Here is a 21683-nt window from a genome sequence, read left to right on the forward strand (position 1 = left end):
CCATTGAAGCTCCTTTAGACTTCGTACTTCTAATAGATTTTCACTTGATTAAACGGTACTGATTCTACTTTAAAAAAAGAAGATAGTGTATCATATTTTGTAAAAAAAGAATGGCCTTAGAGGCCATTTGAACAATGTTTTCATTTTATTTTACAGTTTATCCCTTCCTCCTTTATTCTTCAGGAAAATAATTGCAGATGCTGCTACTGCAATAATTGCCACGGTTCCGAAAATTGTTCGGCTACTATTACCGCCTGCTGAACGTTCTGTGTCCTCTGAATCGGACTCAGCATTTCCTTCATTTGCTTTTGCTTCATCGTTATTATCAATTACAATGCTATCTTCGGATCCACTATCCTCACTGACTATAGTTTCGTTTTCTGTAATCTCTTTTTCATCCGAGCCGATTCCCAACAGCATTTTCTTAAGGTACCACGGCATGCCGTCATCTGTATTTGTACTTGGAGATACTTGCTCATAATCACACGTTATCGCGAATGGGGAGAATCCTGAAAGATTTCTGACAATAAAGTATGAATATGTTCCATCGTTTCTTGTGAATTCCGGTGTATAAGCTTCCCATGCAGGGTTTGACCAGTGTCTGAGTCTGACAGAATTCCTGACAAGGACCTGTCCATTACGTTCGTTAAGAACTCTGAATTCGATGTTCCTGTCACTACCATTGTTAACAAGGGTTTCGTTGTTGAAGCTGATGTCAAAATACTGGTACACAGAATCTGCTGAAAATCCAGCGTCTGTTACGTTGATACTGGATCTGTTGAGGAATTCGATCTTTGTCAGGATACCGGTACTTTCGTTTGTGGTATTGAAGGATATTGCAATAATACTTCCGTGAATTCCATCATTATCTGTCCTTGAATCGTCAGTAGTGTTGAAAACCACCTGTGACTCATTGCCTGAAGCTGTTACGTTTGCAGACTGGTTGATGATAAAAGCGATATCATCATTATCACTTGCCGATGATGAACTTGTGACAGTCCATTCCCATGAAGAGGTATCTGTTCTGCCAATACTCTGGTTGCTGACACTGACAGAGATATTGTAGATGCCCATATAGTAGTCATCCTGGTTGAAGTACTGGCTGGTATTGATCTTACAGTATGAGCTATTTGTAGAATCATCTGTGCTGGCATCAGTCGTAACTCCTGTACCATTTAATGGAGCTCCGTCAATGAACCATTCAAAGCTTGAAAGCAATGTGCTGTTAATACTGAAGTTCATCTCGTCCCCATAGAGTGATATCTGCTCCATGGTTGCAGGAGTTAGTGTATACTCAGGTTCCGGTGCGGCTCTTATGTTCATCAGCGAGGATGAGCTTCCGTTTATGTTTGTTACAGTAAGGTTCACTGTGAAATTACCGGAATCAAATGTGTGAACCGGATTCTGGTCTGTTGATGTATTTCCGTCCCCGAAGTCCCAGAGCCAGCTTTCTACAAGTCCGGATGAGTTGTCAGTAAAGTTGACTGAAAGCGGCTGTGTTCCTCTTGTAACGTTGGCTGAGAAATCTGCTATAGGTAGGATTGCAACATTGATCAGATTGTCACCTGTACTGTTGACATTGCCTGCAACATCTGTGAAAGTACAGTTGAAATCTATTGAGCTTACAAGGGTTCCGGAATCACTGGCAGGAATAGAAATATTCCAGGAATAGTTACCTGAGCTTTCATTCATCTGGTGCTCCTGGCCATCCACCGTTATGTTTGCAGAGCTAATGCCGGCATTGTCAGTTACGTTCAACTCAATTGTTATATTGTCACCGGTGTTTGCATTGACAGGTTTCTGTATCCAGCTATAAGACGGAACTTCATTATCCAGCTTGAACACATTAGAAACTGAATGGATTATGTTACTTGCATTGTCAACAGCTCTGACATGCAGATACCAGTCGCCGCTAACAGAATCTTTTGTTAGTGTGTCACCACTGTTAAATGATGTCCATGAACTTACGGAATTCTCGTCGGCTGACTGGTTCCATGCAAATCCAAGTTCCTGAAGACCTGCCACCTCATCGCTTGAACTTACTGTGGTACTATGGCTGTTAGCATATGTGCTGCTGCCATTTGTACTAAAGCTGACAGACGGATTTTCAGAATCGATCTTTGTGACATTAAATGTTGTGACATTTGTGTTTCCTGCAGCGTCTTCCGCATACACAGTGTAGCTTCCATTGTTATTTACAGTGAATGTGTACGGATCATCAATTGTAGTACCGGATAATCCAAAGTAAGCTGTATCCTGTACTCCGGCAGCCCACTTCACTGACTGCATAGCAGTAAGATCAGTGATATTCACATCTATAGTCGCACTGCTGTTCTGCCACTCGGCCGGATTTCCTGAGATTTCGATTACCGGTTTTGTAGAATCTATTGTAAAAGTAACATCTCTTGCTGAGGAGTTATCCATTGTGTCATTAGCATATACACGGAACATTGCGCTGTCAGTATTATCTGCAGGCAACGTAAAAGAAGCGCTATTCGTGCCGAGCATACTCCTGATCATTGACCAGGTACTATTGAAGAACCAGAGGTCATATGTGATATCATGGTTTTCCGGGTCGGTTGAAGATCCCCATCCTACTGTAAGTGTCTCTCCGCCCTTTAGTATCTGGTTCTCTGTAGGTGTGGTGAATGCTCCGGGAGTTGAAGGTGCCTCATTTGCTGTCTTCAGAAGGAATTCCTCGTATGCTCCACCTTCAGCTGTGGCTTTTATTGATATTATGGTTATATCTTCTTCTGGATATGAAAAAGCTGTTGTGATGTTACCTTCAGCATCAGTGCTGCCTGAACTTGAATCAAATGTACCGTTGGTTGCTGAGAATGTGACCGGCCAATCTGATACTGTATTGCCACTAGCGTCTTTCACAGTTGCTGTTACATTAGATGTTGTGGTATAGTTAGTAGGATCAAGTGTGAGAATCACTTGTGTAGGTGCTTCATCGTAAGAATAAGTGTTTATGTCTATAGGATCGTATGTGTTAGTGAAATACCAGGAAAGAATATCGTGATTTTCCCAAGCACCACCGGTTGAAGCTGTAAAACCAACAAAGGCTTCATCATAACCTATTATATCTCGAAGTGTCTTTCCTTCAAAATTGTGGATAAGTTGAGGATTAGATGGCCGCGTTTCTGAAGTATTGATTCTTACTTCCACAATGTTAGTACTGGAATTATAATCTATCCATGCATGCTTGATGTTTGTATTCCCAAGATCTAAGTCGCCTGCAAGAGCCGTGCTATTTAGAGAAGTAACACTACCATTAATATCAATTCCGACGTGACTACCCGAAACCTCTGAATTATCAAATGTATCAAACTCTATTCCGATACTGTTGTTGATACCTTCATAACCTATGCCTCCTCCTGTGCTACCTTCATCATTTGAGTTTGGTTGAATTACAAAAACGATACCATCTGCGCCAGTAGATACTGGACTGGTTATTTCGAATGTAAAATATGTACTGAAAGAACTATCGTTCCCAATAGATACCTTATCCTTAAGGAATGCACTTCCATGCTGATTTTGTTGGCTTGGAGTCAAACGTAGTTTTGTGCCAGACTGATATGCATCTCCATTCAATTGAAATCGTGAAACATCGGAAAAGTTTTCATATGCTGCCGTGATTGTTTTGTTCTCAACAGATTCTGCTGTTGTTATTGTTAGACTTAATGCGATTAAAAGTCCCAGTAACAAAACAATTGTTTTTTTGTGTTTTCCCAAAATGATCTCTCCTTCGTGTACTAGATGAAAAGTATATAGCGTCAATTCTATCTTAAAATTAATATATTATTTAAAAGACACCTTCTCAATTAATATAGATTTTGTGATAATCATTAACATGCACCTCGTTAATTTATATTGAATGATTGTTTGTTTCAGGTTATAATTTTGTATCTCTTTTCAAAAACTACAGTTTCCTGACGCTTATCTATATAAATCTATAGCAAATATTCTTATTATCCACAAAAAGAGGAGTTCATAATGAAAACACTCGTTACATACCTGACCCAGACCGGAAACACACAGAAGATAGCCGAAGCCATTTATGGTGAACTTGAAGGCGAGAAAGACATCAAACCGATCAATGACGTTGCAGACCTTGAAGACTATGACCTTGCATTTATCGGATTCCCTGTTATGCAGTTCGACATTCCTCCAAAGGTAAAGTCTTTCATAACCGACAAGACCGCAGGCAAGAACATTGCAATATTCATGACCCATGCAGTTCCTGAAGGCTTTGAAGCAATCCACTCATGGACTGGCTCATGCAAGGAAGCAGCATCAGGTGCAAATTTCCTCGGATCATTTGATTGCCAGGGAGAACTCGCACAGCCTGTTATCGACATGCTTCTTCAGGCAGATGATCCACAGATGCAGGAATTCGGAAAGATGGGACCATCAACAAAAGGCCAGCCAGATGAATCCCGTGTCCAGAAGGCAAAGGAATTCGCAAAGGAAATTCAGGCAAAATTATAATTATCTGTCAGGCTTATCTTTATCTGGAAAAACGAAAAAAGTCTAAACAGCTTAGAAACAAACGGAGGGGATAATTAATGGCAGACCAGAAAAAAGCTCCGGTATTCTGTGAGAAATACTGCCTTGTGTGCAAAGGCGCACGTGCCGGTAATGGTTTTTTCAAGGCAATCCAGAACCTTGAACTCAAGATATTCGGCGAAAAAGGTTGTCCATGGGGCAAGGCAAGAACAGAATACTATGGCGTAACACCTGATAAACCGATTCAGAAATAAAGTAAAAGGCTATATGGCCTTTTATCTTCTTCTTTTGCCAAATTAGCAGTCCTCACAATTCATATGAGTAATATGATATCCTCAAAGAGGAAACTCTAGTTTATTTTTATTTTTCTTATAACAACTATAGCAAGTTGGTTTGATTTTTGATGATTTAGTTGCTTGTCCACAAATATGACAATGTTTTTCTTCATATTCTTCATTTTTGTATTTGTTCCACGAAGTATAACACTTTTTACAATATGGGCTCATGGGATCTAATTTAATTTCATCATTACAACGGATACAAAATCCATTCTTTTTTACTGCTACTTTTGGTTTATTTTTTGGAGCAGCTTTAGACTTACCATTATTTACATTTTCATTTCGTGGAATTTTCTCTACAGTTACTTTTATTTCCTCACTGATGCGGAATAATCTTATTGCTTCTTTATTTATATCTTCATATAATGTAGAGTCATCTTCCCTTGAGACATATATCCCCATTTCATTGTTATTCTGTTGAGAAAACTCATATAAATTCATAGAAGTAACTATAGCTTCTTTCTCGCTCAAGTAACATTTAGCATGTAAATTTTTGCAAAAACCAGTCCTCACAAAGTCTAGGGATTTTAACCAATTATTTTCATCAGGTTGTAATTCATTTTTCCCATAAACGACATCAATACGAATTTTCATTCGATTTTTGTCTTCGATTAATTCTTTAATTCTGTCATTAATCCTTAAATATGGGCTAATGATAACTACTTTTTCATTTGCATTTTTAATAAGTCGCTCTAAATGATATGTAATTCCACTTGTATCTAAAAAATCCGCCATGATATAACAATATTAATATAATTACTTAAAATTTACGTAATTGAATTTTACAAACTTCTTTTAGTATTAGTGTCATTTATTGGAACCAATAGTCCTGTTTAAAATAGATAATACAAATTCTATGTGCTATGATTTTCGCATAGTTGTGAAAACAAAACAAAAAAGGCCAAAGGCCTTTTTTCTTCAGTTCGCCTTGATATACTCGATCATCTTCGGTGTCAGCAGTGGTGCAATCTGCGGAAGCATGTTAGGCATGAGATTCTCCATTGCAGCCGGCATGAGGTCTGGCATCTGTTCCTTCATGTAATCTGGCATTGGGACTCTCTTTTCCACTGCAACAAGCATCTTTGGCATGACCTTTGGCATCAGTGAAGGCATGAGCAGTGGCATCATCTTTGGCATCATTGGTTTCATGAGCGCGTCCATGCCGGGTACGTACTTCACTGTCTTCATCATGGCCTGCATGTATGAAGGCATGGCTCCGATCATGTCAGGCAACAGTTCAACCATCATATCGGTCATGTTCTCAGGTTCCATGAGCTCGATCATCTTGTCAAAGGTCGCCCAGGCAATTAGTGCATCCTCGGTGGTTTCAGGAATGTCGTAACCAAGGCTGCGTGCTGCAAGAGCACCAAGGTCCTCTATCTTCATGTCCACATTGTTCTCCTTGGCAGCGATTCTGAACTGTACAAGACAGCACGGACAAAGTGCAGCCATGATGTCGGCATCCTGGTCCACAGCTTCCTGCAAACGGACATTACCTATTTTACCGGCAACCTTCGGCTCGTCAATAAGTGTCACAACAGAACCACAGCAGAGAGCTTTCTCACGGTTGTGCTCCATTTCCTTGAAATTGATTCCCGGAATTGCCTTAAGCAGTTCACGTGGTGGTTCATAAACACCTGCTCCGGCTCTGCCTATGTGGCAGGAATCATGCCATGCAACAGTCTTGTTCAGTGGCACCTTGAACTTTGGCTTGAGCACATCCATCTTATCCATAAGGATCTCTGAATAATGCTTTGCCTCAATGTCAAACTCCATGCCGAGCTTCTCAGCCCACTGCGGATAGATAGTCCTCCACATGAGCAGACATGCAGGACATGAGGTAACAACGGTCTTAGCCTCACGCTTCTGCATATTGGCAATGTTCATTTTCAGGATTCTCTCAAACACATCCCACTTTCCGGCAACAAGCATTGGAATTCCACAACATGCTTCCTTGTCACCAAGGGTTGTGAACTCGATTCCCGCATCATCAAGCAACCTCACAGTACCTTCAGCAACATCTTTTTCCACAAAGGATGCGGTACATCCGGCAAAGTAAGCAATGTCCGCCTTGTCCTTTATCTTAGGCCGGATGTCATCAGGTATCCACTTGTCCCTGTCAACCCTGTAATTTGCCCAGATATTTCTCTCCTTGTCCAGACTCTGAGCCATGATCTCAAACGGAGGAATTGTCATCATGCCTCTCTTCTGGACAAAGTTCTGCCTCAGGGTCATCCATGAGCGCTCGATCGGCAGGTCAAGCTGGCAGTAATAATCACACATCTCACAGGTGGTACATGCAAGGAAAGTGTCAACCTGCTCCTGGTCAAGTGGCATTTTTCCTGCAAGGTATTCTTTTATGAAGAACCACTTTCCACGCGGTGACTGTGATTCCCAGCCACGTCCGTAGTACTGGTCACATTCGTTGACACAATAGCCGCATTGTGCACAGGTGAATGCATGGGATATAATATCTCCGGGAATTCCTTTCTCGTCCCTGGACTCCTGATGACCGGCTCCGGACATGTTTCCGACCATACGAGCCATTGGCTCGAATGCCTTTGCCATGGACAGGCCTGTGTTTATCATTGACTTACCTGTCATTGTTTCAGGATTCATGATATCTTCAGGGTCAACCTGCTTCTTGAAATTCTGAATAACTTTGAGCCTGTCTTTATAGACTTTCTCTGCCTGACTTGCAAAGTAAAGACCTGAAGCGTAAATTCTTCCGCCATTCTCCTCTGCGATCTTAACAATGCTCAGGGCAAGCGGGAAGGCAAGGTTATACTTGAAGGATCTTTCTGAGTGAGGCATGAAACAGAGCATGATGGCTTCATCGCCCTTGGTGACCATACCTTCAACAAGTACAGGCAAACCAATTTTCTTCTCGATCTCATTGAACATTGTGTCGATCTTGTTAACAGGAACAACCACTTCAGCCGGAATGAATGAAGGACCAAGTCTCTTGACTTTCATTGACCTGAACCATTCCTGAGTTTCATGCTCGGCAATCTCTTCCGGCAGTATCTCTCCACCTGCTTCCTTGATTATCTCTTCAAGTGCACTTACGTCCCTTGATTCAGGATAGGCAAAGTTGCATATGTATGAGAGTGGCAGTTCAGGCCTGTGTTCGTCAACAGTCTCCCCGTAGTGAGTCTTATACGGAGCTTTGTTCTTCATATCGGCCCACTGGGGATTTAAGAATGAGATTGCCCACACAGGGACTTTCTTCTCCCCTACCATTTTGATGGCAGTCTTCATGGAAGAGGCGTCAGGGAATTTGACTGAGATAGCTGCAGTTTTTTCGTATTTCCTGAGTTTCAGGGTAATCTGTGTAATAATTCCTGTGGTTCCAAAGGTTCCGATTATTTTCCCCAGTTCTTCACCTGAGAAATCCTTCACTTCACCGTTTGGAAGTACAACTCTTGCAGATTCCATGGTGTCCTGTGACCATCCGTATTCATAACTTCCGTAACCAACGCCGTTCTGGGCAAGCCATCCACCAACTGTTGCAGACATTGCACTGGAAGGTACAGCCTGTACAGCAAGTCCTTCCTCGTTAAGTTTTTCCTCCAGCTGATACCATACGGCACCTGCGCCTACTGTTACCCTGAGATTGTCCTTGTCAATATCGATTATATGTCTCATGGGAGTTACATCGGCCACAATCCCACCTTTCGTAGGAAGGATTCCACCGTATCCTGAAGAAGCACCAGCTCTTGGTACAACAGGGATTTTGTATTTATTTGCAAAATTAATAAGTTCAACAGCTTTCTCTTCGTTTCTTACTTTTACAATAGCTGCTGGTTTTGTATTACCTACCATTGACTTAATTAATGAAGGCAAGGCTCCCACATCATGTGTGTAAAAGTGTCTTTCTTTGTCTTTGAAATTGACTCCTCTGCCGAAAATATCGGAGAGTTCATTCTTTTGTTGCTCACTCAACTTATAGACTGAATTTGTCATGATAAACCCCATAATATATATTCAATTCTTATGTTTTAAACATTTTTAATGATGTAACTTTATAGTATGTCTATTATGTCTGTATATATACTGAATTGAATACTTCCGAATAAGCCTGAATTTAATCAGTTCCATGAGAAATAATATATTGATTACTGAATATCTTTAAGGTGGGATAATGTATGTATTTGCCTGACCATAAAACAAAAATTGTATGCACTATCGGCCCTGCAACCTCTTCACCTGAGATGATCCGGGAACTGATCCTTGCAGGAATGAACGTTGCTCGCCTGAACTTTTCTCACGGGGACATGGAGGATCATCGCACACTTATCAAGAGGATCAGGGATGCATCTGATGAACTAAATCAGGTGGTTGCAATTATGGCAGATCTTCCTGGTCCTAAAATAAGAGTAGGGGTTATAGAAGATGAACCGATGCTGCTTGAAAAGAATTCGATGGTAACTTTAACCCCTAAGGATGTTCTGGGCAGGAATTCAGTAATTCCTGTTCAGTATAAACGAATATCAGAAAGTGTGTCATTGGGGAGTCCTATATACCTGAGTGATGGTTTTATCCAGCTTAACTGTGAATCCATAGAGAATGAGGATATTCACTGTAAGGTCGTTGTAGGTGGTCAGCTTTTCTCTAAAAAAGGCATCAATCTCCCTGGTTCTAAAATATATATCAGTCCTATAACAGGCCGTGATCTTGAAATAGTCGATTTTTGTCTCAAGGAAGATATTAGTATTTTCTGCCTCTCATTTATAGAAACCAGGGAAGATGTTGAGCAGGTACGTAATTATATTGAATCAAAAGGAAAGAAAGCATTCCTGGTCTCTAAAATAGAAAGGGACCAGGCAGTAGTTAATATAGATTCTATACTTCAGGAGACCGATGCTATCATGATAGCTCGTGGTGATCTTGGGGTTGAGGTTCCTATTGAGGAAGTTCCTATTATCCAGAAGAAGATAATCCACAAAGCGAATCTTCTCAGTAAACCGGTGATCACTGCCACCCAGATGCTTGAATCAATGGTCAGCAACATTCGTCCTACAAGAGCTGAAGCGACAGATGTGGCAAATGCGATAATAGATGGTACAGATGCAGTAATGCTTTCAGCAGAGACTGCAGTTGGAAAATATCCTGCTGAAACTGTAAGGATGATGGCTACAATCGCCAGGTCAACAGAAAAATGGAGAGACCATACAACTCTCGGACTTGAGTTAATGACAAAGGCAATCCAGAAAATGGATCCGGGCATTGAAGATGTAATTTCCATACAGGTAAATGATGCTCTTCGCAGCTTGCCGGTCCGTTATGTAATTACTCCCACTGTGTCCGGGAAAACCTCCCGGATGATTTCCAGGTTCCGGCCAAACGTCTGGATACTTGCATTCAGCCGTAATTCACTGACCTGTGAACAGCTTGCTTTGCAGTATGCGGTGTATCCTGTATTTGTTATATTGAAAGTTCATGAATGGGAGGAAACTATTATGGATTCGCTCAAAAGATTTGGAAATATAGATCCTGGTGACCTCGTCATACTTACCCAGGGGCAAACTCCGGGTATGGGTAAATCCGGCGGTACAAACTTCCTGAAATTTGTTGTGGCTGAATAATAATTATATTTCTTTGTTTCATTGACAAGGTTATAAATATTTTCAAGTAATAGTAACTTTTACACTTTGTGGGAGGAAAGTGCTATCAAAAATAAAATAGCTTTCTTGACTGTTAGGTTTGTTTTGACAGTTTTCATTCTGAGCTTGTTATTCATACCTCTGGCAAATTGTGAGTCAAATGAGTCTCAGGTATACAGGATAGGTGTTCTTACAGTTTGTGGAAATGAGGAATGCCTGAAAGAAAGATGGACTCCTGTTGTGGCTTATCTGTCAGATTGCATTCCAAATTCCAGTTTTGAAATGGTTCCTCTGGAATATGATGAATTCTCCCAAACGTTAACTAATGATAATATTGATTTCTTTTATTCCAACCCTATTCTCTATGTGGAAATGGCACGTGTTAATGGAGCAGGCAGGATAGCAACATTCCAGCCATTGTGGAACAACTTTTCGTATGCTGGTATGGGTGGTGTTATTTTCGCAAGGGCTGATAGAAATGATATTAATTCCTTGCAAGATCTGAAAGGGAAGTCATTCATGGCTGTCAGCGACAGATCATTAGGTGGATACCTGGCAGCAAGGGGTGAATTCCATCTTGAAGACATTGAAGATGATGATTTCAGTTCAATAACATTTGCTGATTACCAGAGAGATGTGGTACTTTCTGTAATTGAAGGTAATGTTGATTCGGGTACTGTAAGAACAGCTGTTCTGGAAAATATGATAAGAGAAGGGATCATAGGTCGTTCTGATGTCAAAATCCTGAGCACAAAAGAATACGATGCTTATCCTTTTTTGATTAGTACTGAACTCTACCCTGATTGGGTTTTTGCAAAAACCGCATCAACAGGCGATGAGATCTCTAAGAGTATAACAATTGCTCTGTTAAGTATGCCTGCGGATAGTGAGGCAGCAATTTCTCTTGGTGCAAGTGGATGGACAGTTCCGGCAGATTACAGTCCTGTGGACAGACTCATGCGTGAACTCAGATATGGCATGTATGTTGATTACGGAAAAATAACTCTAAGGGAAGCTTTCATTCAACACTGGTACATCCTAGGATTCGTACTTATGATCTTTGCTATTTTTGTAGTTCATTCCTGCTGGATGCTTGAAAAGAAAAAGAAATTACAGCTTGAAGCATCAAACCAGCTCAAGGATCTGTTCATGGATATCATGAGACATGATCTGATAAATCCTGTAAATGTGATTAAAGGCTTTAGTGATGTGCTTTATGCGGATGAGGTAAATCTTGAAAAAAAGGAATCTTTAAAGACCATAAGCAAACAGTCAGAACATCTGACTTCAATGATAAGTTCTGCTGCAAAACTTGCCAGGCTTGAATCTGATGAAGATATGGAATTCAGGATTCAGGACATAGGTGCCATATTGGGTATGGTTGCCGATAGTTTCTCTCCGGAATTTTCAAAAAAGGGAATCAATCTTGAATATAATATAGTACAGGAGTATCAATCAAAGGTCAATGATGTAATTGAAGATGTCTTTTCTAATATAATATCAAATTCATTGAAGTATAGTCCTGCCGGCAGTACAGTTTCCATCTCTGTTCAGGATGAAGGAAAATTCTGGAAAATAATGGTTGCAGATGAGGGTGACGGTATAGCTGATAATGCAAAGCCATATATTTTTGACAGGTTCAAACGTGCTGATAAAAAAGGTATAAAAGGAACCGGACTTGGGCTTGCAATCGTAAAAAGGATAGTTGAGATCCATAAAGGCAGTGTAGGTGTTGAAGACAATCCGAAAGGAAAAGGTTCAGTTTTCTGGGTAATGCTTGAAAAAGCATGAACCAAAGTTTTTAGTTCAATAATAATTTCCTGGTTTCAGTCGATCTTACGCATAACAATGGAACCGTCACGCATATGAACTTCAACGTACTTTTGTTTTTCTTCTTCCGGCTCGTATTTGTTATAGAGCATTGATTCAACCCTTCCGGCATCCATAAGTTCCCTCATGAGCTTGCTGTCATCTCCTTTCATTCTGGATTTTGCAGCAGGAGGACTTGTCTTTGCCTTGTGTTTACTGTAGATGGCACCACCTTCCATTCCTGCACCTATGAAACCTTTAGCGTTCAGGAATATGAGTTTTCCATCTTTCATGTATGCTCCGGCAAATTCTCCGACTTCACCATGAACTACAACAGTTCCACCGTTAAGGTGAGAGCCTGTATTCATGCCGGCATTTCCGTTTACAATGACTGTAGCTTTTCTGGCAAGCATTCCGGTTCCATTGTATGCATCACCTTCAATGACAATTTTAGAATTACAAGGACATCGTGCAGCCACAGTTCCTCTGGGAACCCCGTCTTTAAGGATCAATGTTCTCTCTGATTCATTGAACTCATTGGTTATGAGTTCATCATTACCTTTTCCGTTACATAGAATATCTGTAATGGAGCGGAATTTTCTGTAATCCTGGACATCACTGACAAGTTCTATGATATTACCCAGGGGATATTCGATATTTCCTTTGATGTAGAGCGTACCGGCGACCATTCCCATGCCGGCTTCAGCTCCTACATTTCCATCTATGAATACCCTGCCTGCCTTTTCAATTTCCCCGCTTCCTTCAAGGTGTTTAATATCAGCACCAAGGCTATAAGCGAAGTTCTTCCCGACATTTCCGGTAATGCTAACATCTCCACCTGCTTTCAGTTCATTGACAATATCCTGATATGTGAAAGTAGTCCCATTTTGCCCGGGAACGGTGGAATCCGGTTTCAGGTTGTTGTTATGCCAGTAAAAATTGAATGTATAGTCGCAGATATAATCTGCAGTTCCTTCAATCTGCAGTTCTATTGTCATGATCTCATCCATGAATAAGTCGTGGGAGGCATTTTGTGCAGACCCAGAGACTTTCCATGTTATGTCTTACAGGCATGAGGTAGTTATCCTGTTCACCGCAACCACAACTGAAACACTTAATGGAAATATCAGTGCTCTTTGGTTGTGATTCAGCCTTTCTCAGATCAAAGGGCACAGCTTCCCTTTCTTCAATTGTGATGGCTCCTTCGGGGCAGACCCCTATACAGAAGCCCATTCCGTCACAGAGTTCTTCAGCAACAACCTTTGCCTTTCCGTTAATGATCTGTATTGCACCCTCGGCACACGGTGAAACACATTTCCCGCATCCAGTGCATTTATCTTCGTCAATTTTAACTATCAGTCTCTTTCCCATGTTTCTCTCTCCTGTTCAGTGGTGTGTCCCTTCAACAAGTTCTATTCCGGCATTTTTTACTGTATTTCTGATCTCGTCTATATGCGGACATTTCGGATAATTTTCCATCTGCATGCATGAGCTCAGATGAACAACGTCAACACCTCGTTTTTTCAGTGATTTGAGCAAGCGATAAACTCTTCTGCCGGAGCATCCGCCACAGGTAAAAAATGCAACCATCTCTGAGTTCTCATTGTAATCGCTAAAATACATGCTCCTTTTGTTGAAAGCCATGAAACATCCCACACCGGGGCATGCTTCTGATACAATGTCACATCTTATTACTGCGATCTTTGTTGCAGGTTTAACATCTTCGATACTACCAGCTCCGTTTTTTAAGAAATAATAAAATTTATTCAATAAATAAGAAAAAGAGGGGATGATTTCCCCTGAAGAATGCTCAAATCAAACTTATAATCCAATTTCTTTCTTGAAGTTGTCAAGACCCATATCGTCGATAACTCTTCCGAGGCGGTGCTTTGAACCATTTGCCTTGGTGAAACTGACGATCTTATCAACGAGTGCAAGTACTTCGTCTTCACTGAGCTCATCTGCAATGACATCTGCAAGCCTTGGCTTGAGTGCTGCATTACCACCGACCATGACTGTGTATCCCTTTGGGGTACCCATGATTCCGATATCTTTGATCGCTGGTTCTGAACATGAGTTCATACATCCGGAAACAGCCATCTTGAATTTACATGGAAGTTCCATTCCATGATATTTCTCATCGAGCTTAAGTCCAAGACCGACTGCATCCTGCTGCCCACGCTTACAGAATGTGGTTCCAGGACATATCTTGATACTTCTTACGCAAAGTCCAATGGCGGCTCCTGGCTTAATTCCAAGGTCGTCCCATGCATTGTCGATATCCTCTTCTTTTAACCCAACAATACAAACCCTCTGAGATGAAGTTACTTTCAATGTTGCAGCATTGTATTTCTCAGCAACATCTACAATTTTACGAAGCTGTTCTGCAGATACTACTCCACCTGGCAGATGTGGTGCAATTGCGTATGTTTCCTGGTCTCTCTGCAGGATTGCTCCTTTCTCAAGTAAATCTTTTGCCATTTTGGTCACTCCTTCTTCCAAAATTCTCTTCTGGATATCAGGTATATTACAGATACTCACTTATATATTGGGTGGTTTCCTATATGATACTATGAAAGATTGCACAATTTACAAAACGGTCGATATTGTCGGCAAAAAATGGTCTTTATGCATCTTGCATGAACTTTACAAGGGTGAAAATAAGCGTAAAAGGTTCAATGAGCTCAAAAATAAGCTTCAAGATGTAACACCAAAGACGCTTTCAACAAGGCTGAAAGAACTGGAAGAACATGGTCTTGTTGATAAGAATGTTGACGACACGGTATTTCCCATAAAGTCAGAATATTGTCTTACAGAAAGCGGTGAAGAGTTTCTGCATGTTTTGCAGAATATCAAACAATGGGGTCTTAAGTGGCAGTTCGAGAATCCAGAGTGCGGTGGAACCAATTGTAAGACATGCGAACTGTGATTGTATCAAGTTCAATACATTGGCAATAAACTGATTTATAATGCCTATAATATCATAGATCTATAGATACAGATTTTGATCAATTATTTATCAGGAGGGAATTATGTCTAAAAGGTTAACACGTTCAAGAACCGATAGAATGATAGCAGGGGTCTGTGGAGGTCTAGGTAACTATCTGGGTATTGATCCGGTGATTATAAGGCTTCTGTGGGCAATAGCTATATTTGCTTATGGCACAGGATTGTTGCTTTATATCCTTGCATGGATCATCATTCCGGAGGAGTAATTTAACCTTCCCGGTGAACTGTTCCGTTAAGTTTTATTTTTGCCACCTGCAGTTCACATTATCAACGGCTCCACAAAAAATAAATATTCTGCAGTAAGTGTACTACTATATTGAAATAAATGGGGGTTAACAATGATATCAGATCCTTTAGTTGCTACCATGAATTTTAAACATGTCAAATCAATTTTATTGGTACTGATGGTATTGTTATTGTCTCTTTCACTGTCCGGATGCCTGGGAGCAGATGAGGTTCAGGAGAAAAAAACTGATATTCTAAGTGGAAGTGCTGAAGATATTGAAAATGGTTCTAATGTTAACCCGGAAGACGATAATATGCTTTCTGAAACTCTAATAGTAACCAGCTCGGCCTTTGAAAATAATGGCGCAATTCCGGTAAAATACACATGTGATGGTGAGAATATCAATCCTGCTCTTGAAGTTAAAGGTATTCCTTCAGAAGCAGTCTCTCTTTTATTGATAATGGATGATCCCGATGCACCTATGGTGACGTTCACTCACTGGGTTGTCTGGAATATTGCAACAGATCCGCAGATCGATGAAAATAGTATTCCGGGTGTTGAAGGCAAGAACAGTGCAGATCAGGTTTCATACATAGGTCCATGTCCTCCTTCCGGAACTCATAGATACTTCTTCAAGGTCTATGCACTTGATGCTGAACTTGATCTGGAAAGTGGTTCTGAAAGAGATATTGTGGAAGATTCAATGGATGGTCATGTTGTGGCATATGGGGAACTTATGGGCACATACAGCCGCGCATAAGATGGAATTCATAATACAGGGTTCAGTTGAACTAATATGAATGCGAAAATGAGAAATGATGCATATTCTATTTTGTCAGAGGCAGTTGAAGCAGTTGACCCGGCTGCCTGTATCTACCGATCGGTGTCCAAAAAAGATAATGAATTGTTGATTGGCATAGAAAGCTATGATCTTTCTAAATATACCAATGTCTATGCAATAGCCTTCGGCAAAGCTGCAATATCTATGTCCAGGGCGATAGAAGATGTTCTGGGGGATTCTCTTTCAGGCGGACTTGCGGTTACAAAATATGGTTTTGGCAACTCACTTTCTAAAATAGAAGTATTTGAGTCAAGTCATCCTGTGCCTGATGATAATAGTGTTAAAGCCGGACACATGGTCCATGATCTCCTTGAAAACACAGATGAAAATGATCTTGTAATTTTCCTTATCTCAGGTGGTGGTTCGGCTCTGATCACATATCCTCGCAAAGGTATCACCATTACGGATATTGCAAAAATTACCGATTCCCTGATGCGTGGCGGTGCAACAATTGATGAGCTCAATACTGCAAGAAAACATCTGTGTTCCATAAAGGGTGGAGGACTTGCAAAAATGGCTTTTCCTTCGGAATCTGTGAGTCTTATACTTTCAGATGTGGTTGGTGACCCACTGGATGTTATCGCTTCAGGCCCCACTGTTCCTGATACTTCTTCTTTCGGGGATTTCAGTGAGATTATTGGCAGGTACAACATCAGCCTTTCCCTGGGTGTTGAAGGTCTGCTTGAAGATGGCCTGGAGGGTGTGATCGAGGAAACTCCTAAAGCAGGAGATTTTATTTTTGAAAAAACAAGTCATTATCTGGTAGGAAATAATTCCCTTGCTCTTCAGGAAGCAGAGATAAAGGCTTCTGAACTGGGTTACAATACAATGGTTCTGACTTCTTCTATTGTTGGTGAGGCAAAAGAAGTCGCCAAGGTGCTTGCTTCCATTGCCAGGGAAGAACGACGTAGAGGTGCTCCGCTTCCACTCCCGGCCTGCATACTTGCTGGTGGGGAAACAACGGTCACAATGAAAGGAAAAGGATCAGGGGGCAGATGTCAGGAAATGGCATTATCTTTTGGCATCGAAGTTTCAGGTTTGAATAATGTTCTTTTGCTTGCAGCAGGAACTGATGGCAATGATGGTACTACTGATTGTGCAGGTGCTTTTGCAGATGGTGAAACGGTAGAAAAGGGAAAGGGTATTCAGCTTGATGCTCATATGTATCTTTCAGATAACAATTCCTATGCATTCTTTAAAGAAACCGGGGATCTGGTAAAAACAGGTCCTACTGGTACCAATGTTATGGATATTTATCTTATTCTTGTTGATATGTTCTGAATGTAAAAATAAAGGAAATATAGTCAGAGTTCGATATCGACTTCATATACCTTTTCCGGATTTTCCTTGTGAACTTTCCAGAAAGGCTCTTCACCGAACTCTTCTACTAATTTTAAAGTTCTTCTGGGGATTGTTTTAGGACCTAACACTGCTCCGGGCCTGTCCGGGTCATCGATGTAATCGGTTTCCATCATAAACCTGGTCCCCTGCTTAAGTGCTTCCTCAATGGCACCTTTGCCCGCCAGCACACCGGGGAAAATCCCAAGTCTTTCACATACATTGACAAGTGGTGGTGCGTAGTGTTTTACGACCTTGTGCATTTTGATGCCTGTTTTTCTGGCACGCTCTGCAATATCTGTGAGTTCCGGCTCTCCAACATCTTCTGTGTGTAGTTGTACGGCACAGTCAAGGTCTGCGGCAAGTGTGAAAGCATATTCCATGACCTCATTAGAAGCATCCCATATTTCAGGGTTGACAGGATAGTGAGGTCTTCCGCTTTTGAGTCCCACAGCAAGTCCCCTCTTAACATAGTCTGCTGCAATGTCGAGTCCGCCTTTCATGGTCTCAACGGCTTTTGGAAGCTCCATGTATTCGGTGAGCTTTGTAATTTCTGCAGGATGAACTCCCAGTACCGGGAAAGAGGTGACACCGGTTTCATTGATCTGTCTGGAGATTTCAACGGTCTCATCAAAGACTGCGATGTGGTCTTCGGGTTTTGTGACTTTGATACCAAGCGTCCAGCTTGGTTTCATTACAAGGAATATGTGTGTTCCGCCTACGTTCTGGAACTCTTTGACAGCTTTCAGTCCCTTTGCTCTTGGGTCAATGTGCATGTGTTCGTCTGTGATGGGAAAACTTTGTGTCATAATATTCTATATGAGTTTTTTATCTAAAAATGTAGGCGGTAAAATATAAATGCAAATTCCGGTAATATGTGCGTATGAATCTTAAACTTTTTTTTAAGAACAGGGAAGTCTGGACAAGCATGTTTTCCCTACTGAGTCAATTGGTAATCATGGTGCTTGCATCTCTGGTTATTATTTCAGGGACCGTTACAGGTTTGAGAGCTATCCTGATCTTCATTATAATATTAGGGTTTGCTTACATTTTTGCAGTAACACTGCTCAGGTTGAAGAATCTTGCAAAGGCAACAGATTCTTCAAAAATGTAAGCGGTCAATTATAAATGCAAAACAGGGTAATATATTCTTATGAACTTGAAACTGTTTTTGAAACACAGGGATGTCCAGAAGAGTTTATTGTCTTTGCTGGGCCAGGTAATCATAATTTTCATAGCTTCTTTTGTGCTTTTCTATAATGATCCGTCACTGGATAGAATTATTGCTATGGTTGTTATCCTGCTGGTGTTTACTTTTATTTTCGCAGTGACCTTATTACGATTGGCGAATCTGGCAAAGGTTACGGATTCCCCTAAAAAATGATAATTTGATGTTTTTTTTCTTTTTGAACCTTTATTTTTTAGTGTATGTTTGCTTTCTGGGTATGAAATATATATGATGTCGTCGTCAATAAAGCAATTTGAATTTTCAGATTCATATTATAATTTACAATTTTAAAATTACAATTTGTTAAAATACTTATTGATTTTGAGCAATATTAATTTACAGAGAAAGGGATTAAGATGTCACAGAAATCTACAATCATTTATACTAAAACCGATGAAGCTCCGGCTTTGGCAACCAGTTCACTCCTGCCTATTGTACAGGCTTATGTGAAAAACGCCGGAATCACTATGGAAACGAAGGATATCTCCCTGGCGGGAAGGATCATTGCCCAGTTTCCCGAAAGACTGACAGAGCAACAGAAGATTTCCGATGCCCTTTCCGAATTGGGAGAAATGGTCTTAACTCCGCAGGCTAACATTATCAAACTACCCAATATCAGCGCTTCAATCCCCCAGATCAAAGCTACAGTTGCAGAACTTAAGGCTAAGGGATATGATCTGCCCGATTATCCCGAAGATCCTTCTAATGATGAAGAAAAGGCTATCAAAACGAAATTCGATATTGTCAAGGGCAGTGCTGTTAACCCGGTACTTAGAGAAGGGAATTCTGACCGCAGAGCTCCTAAAGCTGTAAAAAATTATGCGAAAAAACATCCTCATTCAATGGGAGAATGGAAGTCCGATTCCAGATCCCATGTAGCCAGCATGACCGATGGAGATTTTTATGGCAGTGAGAAATCTGTTGAAATTGAAGAGGCTACCAATTACAGAATTTTATTTACAGATGAAGCTGGTAATAAAACACTATTAAAAGACAAAGCCCCTCTTCAGACCGGAGAGATCATTGATGCATCTGTTATGAGCAAAAAAGCACTTCAGGCATTTCTGGCTGAACAGATAGAAGATGCCAAGGCTCAAGATGTCTTATTCTCCGTTCATTTGAAAGCAACAATGATGAAAGTTTCCGACCCTATTATCTTCGGTCATGTGGTAAAGGTCTTCTTTAAAGATATATTTGATAAATATGATGATCTGCTTTCAGAATTGGGTGTAGATCCCAACAACGGACTGGGGGATCTCTATACAAAGATCCGGAACCTGCCTGAAGACAAACAGGACGCAATCAAAGCAGATATAGAAGCTGTGTATGCCAAAAGACCGGCATTGTCTATGGTTAACTCCGATAAGGGAATTACCAATCTCCATGTTCCAAGTGATGTTATTATCGATGCTTCCATGCCTGCAGCAATCCGCTCATCAGGCGGCATGTGGGGTCCAGACGGGAAACTGAAAGATATGAAAGCCGTAATTCCGGATCGCTCTTATTCGGGAGTGTATCAGGAAACTATTGAGTTCTGTCAAAAACACGGTGCTTTTGATCCATCAAAAATGGGAAGCGTTTCCAATGTGGGGCTTATGGCGCAAAAAGCTGAAGAATATGGCTCACATGACAAGACCTTTGAGATGACTGGTACAGGAAAAGTCCAGGTTATCGATGACAATGATAATGTACTCGTTGAACAGCCGGTAGAGGAAGGAGATATCTTCCGCATGTGTCAGGCAAAAGACGCACCAATTCAGGACTGGGTCAAACTGGCTGTAAAACGAGCCAAAGAGACAGGCGATCCTGCAGTCTTCTGGCTCGATGAGAACAGAGCTCACGACTTACAGCTCATTAAGAAAGTGAACAAATACTTGAAAGATCACGATACCGATGGTCTGGAAATATTGATCAAAAGTCCTGTTGAAGCGACCAGGTTTTCGTTGGAGAGAATTCAAGAAGGCAAAGATACAATCTCTGTGACTGGAAATGTTTTGAGGGATTATCTGACAGACCTCTTCCCAATTTTAGAAGTGGGAACCAGTGCGAAAATGCTATCCATCGTTCCCCTGATGAATGGCGGTGGACTTTTCGAGACAGGTGCAGGCGGTTCGGCACCCAAACACGTACAGCAATTTGAATCGGAAGGTCACCTGCGTTGGGACTCTCTGGGAGAATTCCTGGCCTTAGGTGCTTCTCTGGAGCATCTGGCCAACAGTTTTGATAATCCTAAAGCTATGGTTTTAGCAGAAACACTGGATAAAGCCACAGAGCTGGTTCTGGAAAATGGAAGATCACCTTCCAGAAAAGTGAATGAGATTGATAACAGGGGATCTCATTTTTATCTGGCAATGTATTGGGCTCAGGCTCTGGCTGATCAGGAGAAAGATAGCGAATTAAAAGCAATTTTTGAACCTGTAGCTAAATCTCTAATGGAAAATGAAGAGAAGATTGCCAATGAGTTGTTAGAAGCTCAGGGCAAAGCTGTGGATATTAAAGGATACTACGCTCCGGATGAGGAGTTGAGATCCCAGGCCATGAGACCTAGTGCGACTTTGAATGGGATTATCGATTCCATTTAATTTTATTGTGGAAACAAAAGGAAAGCCTCGGTTTTGGCGGGGCTTTTTATCGTCGTAGCAATCGAGAAGGTCACCGCAGAAGGCAAGTCTGTAACATACGACCTTGCGGCAACACAAAGATGAACTAAATAACCGACGCCATTCAAAGTATGTCGAAGCTGAGATGAAGTAATTCCATCTAAAAAACTTTCTTT

General features: G+C 41.1%; 19 protein-coding genes. 11 read left to right on the forward strand and 8 right to left on the reverse strand.

Features of this window, described 5'->3' with window-relative positions; genetic code table 11:
* Positions 1-150: 150 nt before the first annotated feature.
* Positions 151-3738: a lectin-like domain-containing protein gene (locus J2746_RS07805; protein WP_209618729.1), complete on the reverse strand. Its 3588-nt coding sequence runs from the start codon at positions 3736-3738 to the stop codon at positions 151-153.
* Positions 3739-3999: 261 nt separating this feature from the next.
* Here J2746_RS07805 and J2746_RS07810 point away from each other — a divergent pair, with 261 nt between their 5' ends.
* Positions 4000-4494 carry a flavodoxin family protein gene (locus J2746_RS07810; RefSeq protein ID WP_209618731.1) on the forward strand — a complete coding sequence of 165 codons (495 nt, stop codon included), beginning with the start codon at positions 4000-4002 and terminating at the stop codon, positions 4492-4494.
* 77 nt (positions 4495-4571) lie between these two features.
* On the forward strand, positions 4572-4766 hold the full coding sequence (locus J2746_RS07815) for a hypothetical protein (protein WP_209618733.1): 195 nt from the start codon (positions 4572-4574) through the stop codon (positions 4764-4766).
* Between the two features lie 81 nt (positions 4767-4847).
* Here the strand turns inward: J2746_RS07815 and J2746_RS07820 are convergent, their stop codons facing one another.
* Both J2746_RS07820 and J2746_RS07825 read right to left on the reverse strand, forming a co-directional pair.
* Positions 4848-5585 carry a phospholipase D family protein gene (locus J2746_RS07820; protein ID WP_209618735.1) on the reverse strand — a complete coding sequence of 246 codons (738 nt, stop codon included), beginning with the start codon at positions 5583-5585 and terminating at the stop codon, positions 4848-4850.
* Positions 5586-5768: 183 nt separating this feature from the next.
* The gene (locus tag J2746_RS07825) at positions 5769-8816 is read right to left on the reverse strand and encodes an FAD-binding and (Fe-S)-binding domain-containing protein (protein ID WP_209618737.1); all 3048 of its coding nucleotides are present in this window, start codon (positions 8814-8816) and stop codon (positions 5769-5771) included.
* A gap of 182 nt (positions 8817-8998) precedes the next feature.
* Here J2746_RS07825 and pyk point away from each other — a divergent pair, with 182 nt between their 5' ends.
* On the forward strand, positions 8999-10438 hold the full coding sequence (gene pyk / locus J2746_RS07830) for a pyruvate kinase (RefSeq protein WP_209618739.1): 1440 nt from the start codon (positions 8999-9001) through the stop codon (positions 10436-10438).
* 123 nt (positions 10439-10561) lie between these two features.
* Positions 10562-12247 carry a sensor histidine kinase gene (locus J2746_RS07835; RefSeq protein ID WP_209618741.1) on the forward strand — a complete coding sequence of 562 codons (1686 nt, stop codon included), beginning with the start codon at positions 10562-10564 and terminating at the stop codon, positions 12245-12247.
* 35 nt (positions 12248-12282) lie between these two features.
* On the opposite strand, the gene J2746_RS07840 is transcribed toward J2746_RS07835, so the two are convergent.
* Genes J2746_RS07840 through J2746_RS07855 form a run of 4 tightly spaced genes read right to left on the reverse strand, consistent with a single transcriptional unit; the run spans position 12283 to position 14746 of the window.
* Positions 12283-13263 carry a GltB/FmdC/FwdC-like GXGXG domain-containing protein gene (locus tag J2746_RS07840; protein WP_209618743.1) on the reverse strand — a complete coding sequence of 327 codons (981 nt, stop codon included), beginning with the start codon at positions 13261-13263 and terminating at the stop codon, positions 12283-12285.
* Between the two features lie 4 nt (positions 13264-13267).
* Entirely contained in the window at positions 13268-13636 is a 369-nt protein-coding gene (locus tag J2746_RS07845; RefSeq protein WP_209618746.1) for an ATP-binding protein, read from the reverse strand.
* 15 nt (positions 13637-13651) lie between these two features.
* Complete coding sequence (locus J2746_RS07850) at positions 13652-14035, reverse strand: CGGC domain-containing protein (RefSeq protein ID WP_245250044.1); 384 nt, start codon at positions 14033-14035, stop codon at positions 13652-13654.
* A 51-nt stretch (positions 14036-14086) separates the two neighbouring features.
* Complete coding sequence (locus J2746_RS07855; protein ID WP_209618750.1) at positions 14087-14746, reverse strand: NAD(P)/FAD-dependent oxidoreductase; 660 nt, start codon at positions 14744-14746, stop codon at positions 14087-14089.
* A 91-nt stretch (positions 14747-14837) separates the two neighbouring features.
* Here J2746_RS07855 and J2746_RS07860 point away from each other — a divergent pair, with 91 nt between their 5' ends.
* The 4 genes from J2746_RS07860 to J2746_RS07875 all read left to right on the forward strand — a co-directional run bounded on the left by J2746_RS07860 (position 14838) and on the right by J2746_RS07875 (position 17622).
* Complete coding sequence (locus tag J2746_RS07860) at positions 14838-15194, forward strand: winged helix-turn-helix transcriptional regulator (protein WP_209618753.1); 357 nt, start codon at positions 14838-14840, stop codon at positions 15192-15194.
* Between the two features lie 103 nt (positions 15195-15297).
* Positions 15298-15480, forward strand: a complete 183-nt coding sequence (locus J2746_RS07865; RefSeq protein WP_209618756.1) for a PspC domain-containing protein — start codon at positions 15298-15300, stop codon at positions 15478-15480.
* A 132-nt stretch (positions 15481-15612) separates the two neighbouring features.
* Positions 15613-16260: a YbhB/YbcL family Raf kinase inhibitor-like protein gene (locus J2746_RS07870; protein WP_245250045.1), complete on the forward strand. Its 648-nt coding sequence runs from the start codon at positions 15613-15615 to the stop codon at positions 16258-16260.
* A gap of 48 nt (positions 16261-16308) precedes the next feature.
* The gene (locus tag J2746_RS07875; protein WP_245250046.1) at positions 16309-17622 is read left to right on the forward strand and encodes a glycerate kinase type-2 family protein; all 1314 of its coding nucleotides are present in this window, start codon (positions 16309-16311) and stop codon (positions 17620-17622) included.
* Positions 17623-17645: 23 nt separating this feature from the next.
* On the opposite strand, the gene J2746_RS07880 is transcribed toward J2746_RS07875, so the two are convergent.
* A complete protein-coding gene (locus tag J2746_RS07880) occupies positions 17646-18488 on the reverse strand; it encodes a TatD family hydrolase (RefSeq protein ID WP_209618762.1) in 843 nt (280 codons plus the stop codon).
* Positions 18489-18562: 74 nt separating this feature from the next.
* Here J2746_RS07880 and J2746_RS07885 point away from each other — a divergent pair, with 74 nt between their 5' ends.
* The 3 genes from J2746_RS07885 to J2746_RS07895 all read left to right on the forward strand — a co-directional run bounded on the left by J2746_RS07885 (position 18563) and on the right by J2746_RS07895 (position 21489).
* On the forward strand, positions 18563-18793 hold the full coding sequence (locus J2746_RS07885; protein ID WP_209618765.1) for a hypothetical protein: 231 nt from the start codon (positions 18563-18565) through the stop codon (positions 18791-18793).
* 39 nt (positions 18794-18832) lie between these two features.
* Positions 18833-19063, forward strand: a complete 231-nt coding sequence (locus J2746_RS07890; RefSeq protein WP_209618768.1) for a hypothetical protein — start codon at positions 18833-18835, stop codon at positions 19061-19063.
* 200 nt (positions 19064-19263) lie between these two features.
* Positions 19264-21489, forward strand: coding sequence for an NADP-dependent isocitrate dehydrogenase (locus J2746_RS07895; RefSeq protein WP_209618771.1), 2226 nt, complete (start codon positions 19264-19266; stop codon positions 21487-21489).
* Positions 21490-21683 lie beyond the last annotated feature (194 nt).

The sequence above is a fragment of the Methanolobus bombayensis genome, from assembly GCF_017873415.1.
Classification (GTDB): domain Archaea; phylum Halobacteriota; class Methanosarcinia; order Methanosarcinales; family Methanosarcinaceae; genus Methanolobus; species Methanolobus bombayensis.